The organism is Mesorhizobium sp. WSM4306 (assembly GCF_007003975.1).
In the GTDB taxonomy this organism is placed as follows: domain Bacteria; phylum Pseudomonadota; class Alphaproteobacteria; order Rhizobiales; family Rhizobiaceae; genus Mesorhizobium.
In genome coordinates this window covers 38,327-51,047 of sequence record NZ_VFTC01000003.1, presented here as the reverse complement: position 1 = coordinate 51,047, position 12,721 = coordinate 38,327, and the positions used below count along the sequence as shown (strand labels likewise).

The 12,721-nt window shown below is 61.6% G+C and carries 11 protein-coding genes; 5 read left to right on the top strand and 6 right to left on the bottom strand.

Features of this window, described 5'->3' with window-relative positions:
- Positions 1 to 71 precede the first annotated feature (71 nt).
- Both FJV77_RS05840 and FJV77_RS05835 read left to right on the top strand, forming a co-directional pair.
- On the top strand, positions 72 to 803 hold the full coding sequence (locus FJV77_RS05840) for an MBL fold metallo-hydrolase (RefSeq protein WP_142866128.1): 732 nt from the start codon (positions 72 to 74) through the stop codon (positions 801 to 803).
- A complete protein-coding gene (locus tag FJV77_RS05835) occupies positions 800 to 2,086 on the top strand; it encodes an MFS transporter (RefSeq protein ID WP_142865908.1) in 1,287 nt (428 codons plus the stop codon). Before FJV77_RS05840 ends, FJV77_RS05835 begins: the two co-directional genes overlap by 4 nt.
- 729 nt (positions 2,087 to 2,815) lie before the next feature.
- On the opposite strand, the gene FJV77_RS05830 is transcribed toward FJV77_RS05835, so the two are convergent.
- Genes FJV77_RS05830 through FJV77_RS05820 form a run of 3 tightly spaced genes read right to left on the bottom strand, consistent with a single transcriptional unit; the run spans position 2,816 to position 5,616 of the window.
- Positions 2,816 to 3,664 (bottom strand): alpha/beta hydrolase, encoded by an 849-nt coding sequence (locus tag FJV77_RS05830; RefSeq protein ID WP_142865907.1) that lies wholly within the window; start codon positions 3,662 to 3,664, stop codon positions 2,816 to 2,818.
- 49 nt (positions 3,665 to 3,713) lie between these two features.
- Positions 3,714 to 4,991, bottom strand: coding sequence for a beta-ketoacyl-ACP synthase II (gene fabF, locus FJV77_RS05825; protein WP_142865906.1), 1,278 nt, complete (start codon positions 4,989 to 4,991; stop codon positions 3,714 to 3,716).
- 46 nt (positions 4,992 to 5,037) lie between these two features.
- On the bottom strand, positions 5,038 to 5,616 hold the full coding sequence (locus FJV77_RS05820; protein WP_142866127.1) for a TetR/AcrR family transcriptional regulator: 579 nt from the start codon (positions 5,614 to 5,616) through the stop codon (positions 5,038 to 5,040).
- Between the two features lie 85 nt (positions 5,617 to 5,701).
- Here FJV77_RS05820 and FJV77_RS05815 point away from each other — a divergent pair, with 85 nt between their 5' ends.
- The 3 genes from FJV77_RS05815 (at position 5,702) to FJV77_RS05805 (ending at position 10,687) form a co-directional block, all read left to right on the top strand.
- Positions 5,702 to 6,808 carry an efflux RND transporter periplasmic adaptor subunit gene (locus FJV77_RS05815; RefSeq protein WP_142865905.1) on the top strand — a complete coding sequence of 369 codons (1,107 nt, stop codon included), beginning with the start codon at positions 5,702 to 5,704 and terminating at the stop codon, positions 6,806 to 6,808.
- A complete protein-coding gene (locus tag FJV77_RS05810) occupies positions 6,808 to 9,918 on the top strand; it encodes an efflux RND transporter permease subunit (RefSeq protein ID WP_142865904.1) in 3,111 nt (1,036 codons plus the stop codon). Before FJV77_RS05815 ends, FJV77_RS05810 begins: the two co-directional genes overlap by 1 nt.
- Before the next feature lie 145 nt (positions 9,919 to 10,063).
- A complete protein-coding gene (locus FJV77_RS05805; RefSeq protein ID WP_142865903.1) occupies positions 10,064 to 10,687 on the top strand; it encodes a TetR family transcriptional regulator in 624 nt (207 codons plus the stop codon).
- Between the two features lie 88 nt (positions 10,688 to 10,775).
- Here the strand turns inward: FJV77_RS05805 and FJV77_RS32215 are convergent, their stop codons facing one another.
- The 3 genes from FJV77_RS32215 to FJV77_RS05790 form a co-directional block, all read right to left on the bottom strand.
- Entirely contained in the window at positions 10,776 to 11,231 is a 456-nt protein-coding gene (locus tag FJV77_RS32215) for a hypothetical protein (RefSeq protein WP_246691148.1), read from the bottom strand.
- A 114-nt stretch (positions 11,232 to 11,345) separates the two neighbouring features.
- The gene (locus FJV77_RS05795; RefSeq protein WP_142865902.1) at positions 11,346 to 11,651 is read right to left on the bottom strand and encodes an RpiR family transcriptional regulator; all 306 of its coding nucleotides are present in this window, start codon (positions 11,649 to 11,651) and stop codon (positions 11,346 to 11,348) included.
- Positions 11,652 to 11,672: 21 nt separating this feature from the next.
- Entirely contained in the window at positions 11,673 to 12,695 is a 1,023-nt protein-coding gene (locus tag FJV77_RS05790) for a Gfo/Idh/MocA family oxidoreductase (RefSeq protein ID WP_142865901.1), read from the bottom strand.
- Positions 12,696 to 12,721: the final 26 nt, after the last annotated feature.

Genomic DNA, 12,721 nt, shown 5'->3' with positions numbered 1-12,721 from the left:
TCCTGCTACCCTGTCAAGCGTCGGCTCACGCTCTGCCGGGACAGGCTGCTGCGCCGATCGGAGAAGACAAAATGATCCTTCGACAATTCCTGCACTCCGACCCCGTTGCCGTTTCCTACCTGTTTGGTTGTGGCGGCAAGGCCTCCGCGGCAGTGGTCGACCCGGTCGGCGACATCGCGCCCTATCTCGAGGCTGCCCACAGAACCGGTATGCGAATCCTTTACGTGATCGACACGCACATCCATGCCGACCACGTCTCCACGGGGCGGGCGCTTGCCGAGGCTGCCGGCGCCGAATATGTGCTCTTCGAAAATGCGAGCGCCGACTTTCCATTCCGCGCCGTTAAAGACGGCGAGGGACTGGAACTCGGCAATGTGGTGGCAACGGTTATTCACACACCCGGCCACACGCCGGAACACCTGTCGCTGCTGGTCACCGACCGAACCCGTGCCGCAGAGCCATGGTTCGTGCTGACAGGCCATACCCTGATGGTGGGCGATCTCGGCCGCACCGAACTCGCCTCCAGCGCCGAGGACGGGGCCCGTGCACTGTTTTCGAGCGTGCAGCGACTGAAGGAATTACCCGATCACATCGAAGTGCTGCCCGGCGCTTTCTCCGGCTCGGTCTGCGGGCGCTCGCTGAGTGGGAAGGCAACGTCGACGATCGGCTTCGAGCGTCGGTTCAACAAAGCGTTCCGGATTGAGGACGAGGCGGCATTCGTCGCTGCGATGACTGCGGACATTCCGCCTCCACCGCCGGAAGCCGCACGCACTCGCGCCATCAACGCAGGAACCGCCGCGTGACAGCGGCGACAGGTGCCCCGAACGTCACGCTTGGCCTCGCTGCAAACTGGCGCCAGTTCGCGCTGCTCGTGCTGATAAATGCCTTTGTCGGCGGCATGGTCGGGATCGAGCGCACCGTCGTGCCGCTGATCGGCTCGGAGGAGTTCGGCATCACTTCGACTACGCTGGTGGTGTCTTTTATCGTCAGCTTCGGTGTGGTGAAGGCGTTCGCCAACCTCGTCTCAGGCCAACTCGCCGACAAGTGGGGCCGCAAACGCGTACTGGTGCTCGGCTGGCTGTTCGGGCTACCCGTGCCGTTCATGATCATTTGGGCACCAAGCTGGAATTGGATCATCGCCGCAAATGCTTTGCTCGGCATCAGCCAAGGCTTTGCATGGTCGATGACCGTCCTTATGAAGATCGACCTCGTCGGCCCAAAGGGGCGTGGGCTCGCCGTTGGTCTCAACGAATTCGCCGGATATCTCGCGGTCGGTGTCACCGCCTTCCTGACCGGCTATCTCGCGGCCCAGTATGCTCTGCGTCCAGTGCCTATCTATCTTGGGATCGGCTATGCCGTCTTTGGCTCCCTCCTTTCGGTGCTGCTGGTGCGAGATACGCGCGAGCATGTGCAAATGGAACTGGCTAACCATCCGAAAGAGGCATCAAAGCTCGGTTTTCGGGAGGTGTTTGCACTGACCAGCTGGTGTGACCGGAACCTGTTCGCGGCCTCACAGGCCGGGTTGGTCAACAATCTCAACGACGGCATGAGCTGGGGAATTTTCCCGCTCTTCTTCGCGGCCCACGGTCTCGGCGTCGAGCGCATTGGTATACTGAAAGCAGTCTATCCGGCGGTCTGGGGGGTGCTGCAGATCGCTACCGGGCCACTCAGCGATCGCTGGGGTCGCAAGGGGCTGATCGTCGCGGGCATGTGGGTGCAGGCCGCTGCGCTCTTTCTCACCGCTCTCACCGTCGATTTCGGTTGGTGGCTCCTGGCGAGCCTGCTTTTGGGGCTCGGCACCGCCATGGTCTACCCGAGCCTGATCGCGGCAGTCTCCGATGCTTCGCACCCATCCTGGCGCGCCCGCTCGCTGAGCGTCTATCGCTTCTGGCGCGATCTCGGCTACGCCATCGGAGCGCTATCGGCGGGCATCATCTCCGACCTGTTCGGTCTTGCATGGGCGATTGGCTGCATTGCGGCGCTGACCTTTGTCTCGGGCACGCTGGTGGCGGCGCTGATGCGAGAACGTCCGCCGGGAACGGCGTCCTGGCCTCCAGTATCCGAGCCAAGAGGGGATACCGCGTAAAAAACGCCTTCGTCCTCACCTGCTCAGGCAATAAGGAATACCAGCCGTGACCGACGAAAAGCCGCCAATTCTCGCCAACGAACACCACGGTTCGCCCTCCGCCTCCACTCCAGAAAGCCTGATAAGCGAGACTGGCCGCCAGAAGCCCCCGATATCACACAGGCGATCCTCTTGGTGGAAGAAGTAAGTCGATGGCTCGGCATTGAAATTACTGATTAATTTCTGCCGGGGGGCTACCATCTAGCTGCCTTTGCCTTGTAATTTCAATACCTTAGGAAGATTTTGGTAGCGGGAGAACGCTACCGCCTTTCCCCCCGCTCGGAGAGCATGCGATATTTTCTACAGTGCCGGGCGTGATCGGCTTGTCTCGGTGCCTCAAACATCGGTGGGTAACGGGAGAGTCTGACCCGACAGCTATCCACGACGCGAACGGAAGGTTTGCGCCTTATATCGGACGTTGAGCGGACCTTCGCACTTGACTGAAAGCCAGCATGGCCGGCCCGGTATCGCGCCGGACTGAACGACCTGACTGGTGCCGGGCAGGATCCGGCCATGGGTTGGACCGCCGGCGTGGCAGCGAAGGTCGCCGCGACGGTCCAGACATGACAACGGAGGACTCGAATTGTCTTGCATCTCATGATGCAGCAAAGCTCATGTACGCGCCGCGTCGCCTGCTGGGCCAGCCTAGGCGTCGCCATCTCCCGTCATAAGGCGGTTGAGATTCTGCAGCTAGCTCCCGAGTATGATGCGTGCCAGTCCCAATGGATTCTCCACCGCTGAAAAGTGTCCGGTATCCTTGAGAGTGAACATGCGCGCGTCAGGGAGCAGTGCCCTGGTCCGCTCCCTTTCGTTGGGGCGCGACCAGTCACTGTCGCCATAGATGAGCGTTACGGGCGTTGAGACGTGCCGATACTGGTCCCGCGCCTCGCTCCAGGATCGCCAACCTGCCAGCACTTTGCGCGCGATGCGCTTATATCCAGGGCGTTGCGCCACCCGGCCGAACTCGGCCAGAAGCTCGGAAGGCAGTTTACGCGGATCGTGATATCCGCCACCCATGATCTTGCCGAGTACCATCTGGTTTTCCATCCACGCATTGAACGGACCAAGAATTGGGATCTGCAAACTTCCGATGATGAGGTTCGCGAACCAGTTGCCACGTCGCAGGCCATCGCCATAACGGGTTTCGTAGTCGTAAGGATTGCTGGCGAAGACGCGCTCGACCCGCCGCGGAATGGCGGCAGCGACCGTGAGAGCCAACGCACCCCCGATCGATTCGCCAACAAGCGTGACGCCGGTGAGGTTGAGCTTCTCGATGAAGCCGATGACGCTCTGCCTGAAATACGGCTCATCGAAGGACGCGAGCGGGTCGATCGGCGAATGGCCGTGTCCAGGCAGATCGATGGCATAGACCGTAAACGACTTGGCGAGGAGCGGCGCCAAACCGCGAAAATATTCAAGCTGTGTGCGGATCGTATGCACAAGGATCAATGGCGGCCCATTTCCGCTCTTTTCATAACGCAGACTGAGCGCGTCCGATATTTGCAAGAGGCTTGGCTGGGATTTGGTAGACGTTAGCATTTCATATCTCTTCTTTGTTTGTGACGGCAAATGAGGCAAGCGCTCTCAATCAACCGGCGCGCCAATCCCACCGTCGGAACAGCGCGCTGGCGTTGACGCCTCCGAAGCCAAAGCCGTTGGAGATTGCGTACTCCATCTCCATTGGCCGGGCCCGGTTTGCGACGAAGTCTATCCCTTCACCCGCTGGATCAGGGGTGTTCAAATTGAGGGTAGGCGGTGCCACCTGATCCCTGAGCGCCAGGATCGCGAAGATCGCGCCAAGCCCGCCGGCGGCTCCAAGCAGGTGTCCGGTGGCCGCCTTCGTGCCGCTGACCGCTATGCCGTAATCTTCCCCGAAGACGCTTTTGATCGCGGCGATTTCTCCCAGGTCGCCGACTGGCGTGGAAGTCGCATGCGCATTGAGGTGGCTGATCTCGCGCGCCGAAATGCCGGCTTGGGTAATCGCGATCTCCATGGCTCGACGCGCGCCATCGCCGTCTTCGGGACCGGAAGTGACGTGATGGGCGTCCGCCGTCGTGCCGTAGCCGACCAGTTCGGCGAGCGGTTTGGCGCCGCGCGCAAGCGCGTGGCTCAATTCTTCGATGACCAGAATGCCGGCGCCTTCGCCCATGACGAAGCCGTCGCGCGACATGTCGAACGGGCGGGAGGCCTCATCAGGACGGTGATTGAAGGAGGTCGAAAGAGAGCGTGCCGCGGCAAACCCACTGAGGCTGACGATATTCATGCATGCTTCGGTTCCGCCGCACACCGCGATGTCAGCTTCATTGGCGCGGATAATACGAGCCGCGTCGCCGATCGCTTGAATGCCGGCCGCGCACGCCGTCACCGGCGCGCCGAGCGGACCTTTGAAGCCGTGACGGATCGAAATGTGTCCTGCCGCCAGGTTGACCAGGAAGGATGGCACCGTGAACGGTGAAAGACGTCGAACACCGCGCTGATCGACCGTTCGCACCGCTTCGGTTATGGCGGGGAACCCCCCAATCCCCGAGGCGATGATTGTTGCGGTGCGGACCCTGTCATTTTCCGAGACCGGCTTCCAGTTCGCCTGGGCAATCGCCTCTTCCGCTGCCGCCAGTGCGAAGAGAATGAAGCGATCCACCTTGCGCTGGTCCTTCAGCGCCAGGACGGTATTGGGATCGAAGCCGGCCTCGGGATCCACTTCCAATGAAGGAACCGTGCCGCCGATCTTCGCCGGCAGCTCTCCCACGACATCGTCCGGCAGACTGCGGATGCCCGAGCGACCGGCCAGCAGACGCGACCAGGATGCTTCCACATGTGCGGCAAGGGGCGTGACCGCTCCCATGCCCGTAACAACGATTCGTCGCATCTATTCTCCTATCGCTTGGGTGCGTCGCCAGCGCTGCGTGAGGCTTTCAAGCCGCGACTGCTTCGCGAACTTGATCGGACGCCGCACCCAGAAAAGCCTTCGCGAGGTCGGGATCATTGACGGCGCGCGAGAGGACGACCGCACCGACCATTGTCGAGAGAACGGCCATGGCCTTACCGCCGGCCTCCTCGCCGCCGGCTTTGCCAACCCATGAGCCCAGCATCTCGAGGTATTCTCGGATGCCGGCCTCAAATGATGCCTTCACCTCGGCGCCTTGCCTGGCAGCATCCGAGCCAAGCGCAACCACCGGGCAGCCGTCCATCTTTTCCTCGCGATGCCCCGTGCTGAGATAGAAGTCGATCACGGCGCCAAGCGGATCCTCAGGGCTCGCCGCGGCCGCCGTCAACCATCGGTTCGCAGCGCTCTCCAATGCCCGTCTGGACGCCTGCGCGACCAAGTCGTCCTTGGACGCGAACTGCTTGTAGAACCCGCCTTGGGTCAGCCCGGCGCCCTCCATCAAATCCTTGACGCCGATGCCATCGAATCCGCGCTCCCGAAAAAGCCGGCTCGCTACATCGATCACGGTTTGCCGGTTCTGCTCAGCTTGGCTGCGAGTCACACGCATCATTCGTCTCCTTTTTTGATTGCGTTCATAATCTATATCAGTTATAGAGTATGAATGCAATCTATTTTCACAGGAGGCGATGGGCATGAAAAAGCGACTTGTTATTGGACTGGGGAGCATCTTGGTCGTGGGGCTGGGGGTGGCCGCATTCATTACGCTTCGCACGCACACGGCCGCTGCCGCGGCTGATCCGAGGCAGGAACCTCCGATGGTCAGACTGGTGACGGCAGCGGGGGTCGCCGGATCTGAACGCGGCTTCACGGGCACAATTGCGGCGAGGGTGCAGAGCAATCTTGGTTTTCGCGTCCCCGGCAAGATCATCGAGCGACTTGTGAACGTCGGCGAACAGGTCAAGGCAGGCCAACCGCTGCTGCGGATCGATGATACCGATCTCGTTCTTGCGCTCACCGCGAAGCGCAACGCTGTCGCCGCGGCACGCGCTGTCCTGGTTCAGACGAGCGCCGACGAAAAGCGCTATGCCGTCCTGGTCCAGAAGGAATTGGCTGCAACTCCGCAGCGTTACGAGCAGGCGAAGGCAGCACTTGATACCGCGACCGCACAGCTCGCGGCCGCGGAAGCGGAAGCGAAGGTCGCGCAGAACGAGGCGGCCTATTCCATTCTGGACGCGAACGCAAATGGAACGGTGGTCGAAACGCTTGGCGAGCCGGGACAGGTTGTCACCGCAGGACAGACCGTGGTTCGGATCGCGAACGCTGGCCCCCGCGAAGCGGTTGTCGCGCTTCCCGAAACGATCCGACCGGCGATCGGCTCGGTCGCCGATGCGGGCTTGTATGGGGCCGATGGGCAGCATTTTACGGCGCATCTGCGGCAGTTGTCGGACGCTGCCGATCCCCAGACCCGCACCTATGAGGCCCGCTATGTGCTCGACGGTGAGGCCGCGGCAGCACCGCTTGGCGCGACGGTAACCATTCGGCTTGCAAGCCAGGCGAGCGAACCGGAAGTCCAGGTGCCGCTGGGAGCCCTGCTGGATGATGGCCAGAAGACCGGCGTTTGGATTCTGGACGGCGCAACCTCGACCGTACATTTTCAGCCCGTCAAGCTTGTTCGTTTGACCAGCGAAACCGCCGTGATCTCTGGGCTGAGTTCCGGTGATTCGATTGTTGCGCTCGGCGCTCATCTCCTGCAGGAGGGCACCCGCGTCAGGACTGCTTCTGGAAGCGGGAGCAACTGATGAACCTCAATCTTTCCGCGATCGCCGTTCGCGAGCGAGCCGTAACCCTCTTCTTCATCATTCTGCTGGTCGCCGCCGGTGCTTACGCCTTCCTCATGCTTGGACGTGCCGAAGACCCCAACTTCACCATCAAGACCCTGACAGTCACGACGGTATGGCCGGGCGCAACGGCGCGCGAGATGCAGGACCTCGTCGCCGAACCGCTGGAGAAGCGGCTTCAGGAATTGACCTGGTACGACCGTGTCGAGACGACGACACGGCCAGGCTATGCCTATTTGACAGTTACGCTGAAGGACAGCACCCCGCCATCCAGCGTGCAGGAGGAGTTCTACCAGGCCCGCAAGAAGCTCGGGGATGAAGCCCGCAACCTGCCGCCCGGCGTGCTCGGTCCCTTCGTCAACGACGAGTATTCGGATGTGAGCTTCGCGCTTTATGCATTGAAGGCCCAAGGCATGCCGATGCGGGAACTCGCGAGGCAGGCCGAGACCATTCGCCAAGACCTTCTGCATGTGCCCGGCGTCAAGAAGATCAACATCCTCGGCGAACGTCCCGAGCAGATATTCGTCGAGTTTTCCTATGCCAAGCTGGCAACCCTCGGCGTGTCGGCACAAGACATCATTGCCGCCTTGCAGCGGCAGAACACCGTCACGCCGGCGGGCTCGATCGACACCGAGGGGCCACAGGTCTTCATCCGGGTCGCCGGCGCCTATGACAGTGTCCAGGCGATCGCCGACACGCCGATCGTCGCCGCGGGACGGACATTGAAGCTCTCCGACGTCGCCCAGGTTCGGCGCGGCTACGAGGATCCTCCCACCCACATCATCAGGCATCAGGGTGAGCCGACCATCATGCTCGCGGCGGTGATGCAGGAGGGCTGGAATGGTCTCGAGCTCGGCAAGGCGCTGGAGGAGAGATCGGCGGCGATTGCACAGACGCTGCCTCTCGGGATGACGCTGGCCAAGGTCAGCGATCAGGCCGTGAACATCGGCTCGTCGGTGAACGAGTTCATGCTCAAATTCGCGATGGCGCTCGGCGTGGTGCTTTTGGTGAGTCTGCTCAGCCTCGGTTGGCGCGTCGGCATCGTCGTGGCGGCCGCCGTCCCGCTGACGCTCGCTGTCGTGTTTCTCATCATGCTGGAAACCGGCCGGTTCTTCGACCGCATCACGCTCGGTGCTCTCATCCTGGCGCTTGGCCTCCTCGTTGACGACGCCATCATCGCCATCGAGGTGATGGTGGTGAAAATGGAAGAGGGCATGGACCGCATCAAGGCGGCGGCCTATGCATGGAGCCACACCGCGGCGCCGATGCTCTCAGGCACGCTGGTGACGATCGCCGGGTTCCTGCCGGTGGGCTTCGCGCGCTCGACGGCCGGCGAATACGCCGGCAACATCTTCTGGGTCGTGGGATTCGCCCTTATCGTCTCCTGGATCGTCGCTGTGATTTTCACCCCTTATATGGGCGTCAAGATGCTGCCCGCGATCAAACCAGTCGAAGGCGGCGTTCACGCCATATACGACACACCGAACTATCGGCGCCTTCGCCGGCTCATCACCTTTGCCGTGCGCCACAAGTTCGTGACCTGCGCTGCCGTCGGCATCGTGTTCGCGCTTTCGGTTGTCGGCATGAGCGGCCTCAAGCAGCAGTTCTTCCCGACATCCGATCGCCCCGAAGTGCTGGTCGAGGTTCGCCTGCCGGAAGGCACCAGCATCGGGACGACGACCGCCACGGTCGAGAAGCTGGAACACTGGCTTGGCAGCCAGCCCGAGGCCAAGATCGTGACGAGCTATGTCGGTCAGGGCGCTCCCCGCTTCTTCTTCGCCATGGCGCCCGAATTGCCTGATCCCGCCTTCGCCAAGATCGTCGTGCTGACACCTGACGCGGAGGCGCGCGAGGCTTTGAAGCACCGGCTCCGTGTAGCGGTCGCGACAGGGCTTGCCCCCGAAGCGAACGTCCGTGTCACGCAACTCGTGTTCGGACCCTACACGCCGTTCCCGGTCGAGTTCCGGGTCATGGGGCCAAACCCGCAGCAGCTGTACACCATCTCCGAAAAAGCCCTCGACATCATGCGCAGCGTGCCGGACGTGCGGCAGGCCAATCGCGAGTGGGGCAATCGCACGCCGGTACTGCGCTTCATCCCGGATCAGGATCGACTGAACCTCATCGGCCTGTCGCCGGCGGAGGTGGCCCAGCAACTCCAGTTCCTTCTCACCGGCATCCCCGTCACGCAGGTCCGCGAGGACATTCGCAATGTCCCCATCGTGGCACGCAGCGCCGGCGGCGAGCGGCTGAATCCGACGCGTCTGGCGGACTTCTCGCTGATGAGCCGGGATGGCCGCCAGATTCCACTCGACCAGATCGGTCACTCGGAAGTCCGCCTGGAAGAGCCGATCCTGAAGCGACGCGATCGCACGCCGGTCATCACGATCCGCTCGGACATCAATGAGGCGACCCAGCCTCCAGAGGTTTCCAAGCAGATCATGACGGCCCTTGAGCCCCTGATCAAATCCCTTCCGGCCGGCTATCGCATCGAAATGGGAGGATCGATCGAGGAGGCGGCTAAGGCCAACACCGCGCTGGGCAAAGTCTTCCCGGCCATGATCGCCGCCATGTTGATCGTCATCATACTGCAGGTGCGATCCTTCTCGACGATGGCGATGGTCGTGCTGACCGCACCGTTAGGCTTGGTTGGCGTCGTGCCTATGCTGCTCGCCTTCAACCAGCCCTTTGGATTCAACGCTATTCTGGGCCTCATAGGATTGGCCGGCATCCTGATGCGCAACACGCTGATCCTGACCGAACAGATCAAGGAGAACCGTGCCGCCGGCCTTGACGACTATCACGCCGTCATCGAGGCCACGGTGCAACGCACAAGGCCCGTGATCCTGACCGCACTTGCCGCCGTGCTGGCCTTCATCCCCCTCACGCACTCCGTCTTCTGGGGTTCGATGGCCTATACGCTGATCGGCGGCACGGCGGCGGGCACGGTGCTAATACTGCTGTTCCTTCCAGCGCTCTATGTCGCGTGGTTCCGGATCAAGCCGGCTGCGGATGAGGTCCAGGAGAATTCAACGGAGGGACCGGAAGTGCCAGCAGCAATGGCGGCCGAGTAGCTCTCCGTTATCGCAGGAGACGGTTCAAATTCTTGCCCGTTGGCGCTGCCTGGACACAGGCAGGGCCAACGGCACGAACTTGCCGCTTACAGACGATCGTCCACGCGAGTCCGGCCGGTTCGCTTCATCAATTCTGGAGACATGCATGAATCGTCCAGTTCGAACACGAACTGATCCCGACGAGATGCGCGCGCGCATCCTGGCTGTGGCGGACGAGCAGTTTCGCCGCCTCGGCACCCATAAGACATCGGTGGCTGATATCGCCTCCGAACTCGGCATGAGCACGGCAAATGTCTATCGTTTCTTCCCCTCCAAGGGTGCGATCATCGAGTCCATCTGTGGGCGGGTCGTGAACGAGGTCGCTGAGATCGCCTCTGCGATCGCATGCACGAGCGCGCCGGCTCCGGAGAAACTCGACCAACTCCTGACCGCGATGCACCACCACAGCAAGACCACACTGGTCAAGGAAAAGCGCATGCACGAGATGATTGTCGCCGCCATGCGAGAGAACTGCGCGATCATCAAGGCGCATACCGAGCGGGTGGTAACGATCCTCGAAGCGATTATCCGCGAGGGCATCCAAGCAGGGGAATTCAAGGTCGAAGATTCCGTGGAAGCAGCGCGCGCGGTCAAGACCGCCTTCACGCCGTTTTTCCACCCGATTCTGATCGAGCACCGCCTTCGACACGGCGAAGATAACGAAGCTGGCCTGCGCGAGCAGATTCGCTTTATCCTGAAAGCTCTGGGAAAGTCCGACATGCCATCCTAGACTTTTTGCTTCGCTAATAATGCTGAAGTCAAAAATATGTCTGGCTGATCGGCGTCAAGACGGAAGGTACCAGCGAATGGCGTCTTTCTCATTGCTTCATTCCAGAACCGACCGTCTGCGCAGCATGTCGCTTCGAATCAATTCGCCGAACTCCTGCAATCTCCCCATCTGCGTTCCGGTCAGACGCTCGATATGACCGCCGAAGTGGGGTTCGCCCGACGATCGCGATGCCCGCATCCTCGCATTCTCTCTTGAACATTATGCTGCGGAAATCTAGGCGGTTGTCGACGTGCAATGTATCGAGCAGGCTGGTGACAGGCCATGGTTCCGCGATTTCACGTTCTCTCAGCCATGCCGATTTGTCGAAGACGGAGTGCAGCAGACACAGGCTGGTCGACAGCCGGAACGGCGCTTCCATCGTGAGGTAGAATCCGGTCATGATCCGGCTGCAGATATGCAACCACGGGCGGCCGATAGGCCGTCGGGTTTCCTCGTCGACGACAGAGATATCGGCCTTCGTATGGTCGATCTGGATCAGTTCCAAGGGATTCGAGCCAGCCGCACTCGGACGGCGATGGACAAGCTTCGCCCACCGATGTGACGCTCAAGTTCCGCAAGATGAAATCGAGAAAAAGAAAGCCGTCCCTCGAGACGATGTTCAGCAATTTGGTCGCCCGGCGTTGATGTCATGGCGTCTTCGCAATTCCTCGCGAAAAACACGTCTTGCCTCCTTCAGGTTTCGATTGCCGAGAAGTCTGGCAAACCTGGCGACGGTTGCCTTTGATACGCCTGCGCGCGCGGCAATCTTGTCTGCGCTCTCAAATGCCAGAAGTTCGGGTCGCGCAAGGGCGGCAGCCGCTACCTTTTCGACTTGCGGCGGAAAAACAAGCTGACGACCCGCGACGCGTCTCTGCAGATCTGCAAAGGTCACAATTCGAGTTGCGCAATCGTTCGAAGCCGCCATGTCCTGCCTTCGCTTATTGCTTCAGATTTCGTTCATCGACACTGTGCGCCTCTCTTCCACCGACTTGATGCAGGCAAGAGCGATCGCAAGCGCGGTGCGCGCATCCTGACCGGTCGGTCCCGTGACCACGCCGCTGCGAACCGCGCCGACAAAGGCGGCGAGTTGCGCGGTGTAGCCGTGCACGAAATGATCGGTGTCGCGCCGCCAGGTATCGCTGGAGACGCCGTTGCTATCGAAGAGGGTCAGGCTCGAACGGCGCACGTCGCCCATGGTGATCATGCCGCCAGAGCCGAAGACTTCGCCGCGAATGTCATAGCCGTACATGGCGGAGAAATTGGCTTCGGCGACAGCAATCGAGCCATTGTCGAAGCGGATGGTGACGACAGCGGTGTCGTGGAAACCCTTGTCCTTGGAGTCGGGGCGCACCAGCGCATCGGCGATTGCCGTCACCTCGACGGGTCGGGCGTCGGGATTGAGCCAGACAAGCGTGTCGAAGTCGTGGATCAACGTTTCGTAGAAGATCGTCCAGCGCGGCGTTCTTTCCGGACTGCCGCTATAGGGGCCGGGGTCGCGGGTCAGCGACCGGATCAACTGCGGTGTTCCCACCTTGCCCGCATCGATCGCGGCGCGCCCTTCGGCGAAAGCCTGGTCCCAGCGCCGGTTGAAGCCGACCTGCAAGGGCACTCCGGCGCTAGACGCGGCGGCGATCACGCGATCGGCCTCTTCGAGGGTTAGCGCCATAGGCTTTTCGCAGAACACGGCCTTGCCGGCCTCGGCCGCCTGTACGGCGAGACTGGCGTGGAAGCGTGCCGGCGATGCGATGATGACCGCTTCGACCGCCGGGTCGGAGAGCACCGCCGAGATGTCGGTCACGGCGGTTGGTACGTCCAGCTTTCCGGCGAGCGCTTCCGCCGCGCTCTCGGCGGGATCGGCGATCGCGACCAGATTTGCGTCGACAAGCCGGCGCGCGACGGATTCGGCATGAAAGGAACCGATGCGACCTGCCCCGATCAGGGCGACGTTCACAGGGCGTTGGGCAGGCATTTGATGCTCCGAAATTCGAACGTTGG

Coding starts and splice junctions, on each gene's coding strand:
- FJV77_RS05840 (WP_142866128.1), top strand. CDS start 72: ATGATCCTTCGACAATTCCTGCACTCCGACCCCGTTGCCGTTTCCTAC.
- FJV77_RS05795 (WP_142865902.1), bottom strand. CDS start 11,651: ATGGCGGCTTCGAACGATTGCGCAACTCGAATTGTGACCTTTGCAGAT.
- FJV77_RS05810 (WP_142865904.1), top strand. CDS start 6,808: ATGAACCTCAATCTTTCCGCGATCGCCGTTCGCGAGCGAGCCGTAACC.
- FJV77_RS05790 (WP_142865901.1), bottom strand. CDS start 12,695: ATGCCTGCCCAACGCCCTGTGAACGTCGCCCTGATCGGGGCAGGTCGC.
- FJV77_RS05815 (WP_142865905.1), top strand. CDS start 5,702: ATGAAAAAGCGACTTGTTATTGGACTGGGGAGCATCTTGGTCGTGGGG.
- FJV77_RS05820 (WP_142866127.1), bottom strand. CDS start 5,616: ATGCGTGTGACTCGCAGCCAAGCTGAGCAGAACCGGCAAACCGTGATC.
- FJV77_RS05830 (WP_142865907.1), bottom strand. CDS start 3,664: ATGCTAACGTCTACCAAATCCCAGCCAAGCCTCTTGCAAATATCGGAC.
- FJV77_RS05805 (WP_142865903.1), top strand. CDS start 10,064: ATGAATCGTCCAGTTCGAACACGAACTGATCCCGACGAGATGCGCGCG.
- fabF (WP_142865906.1), bottom strand. CDS start 4,991: ATGCGACGAATCGTTGTTACGGGCATGGGAGCGGTCACGCCCCTTGCC.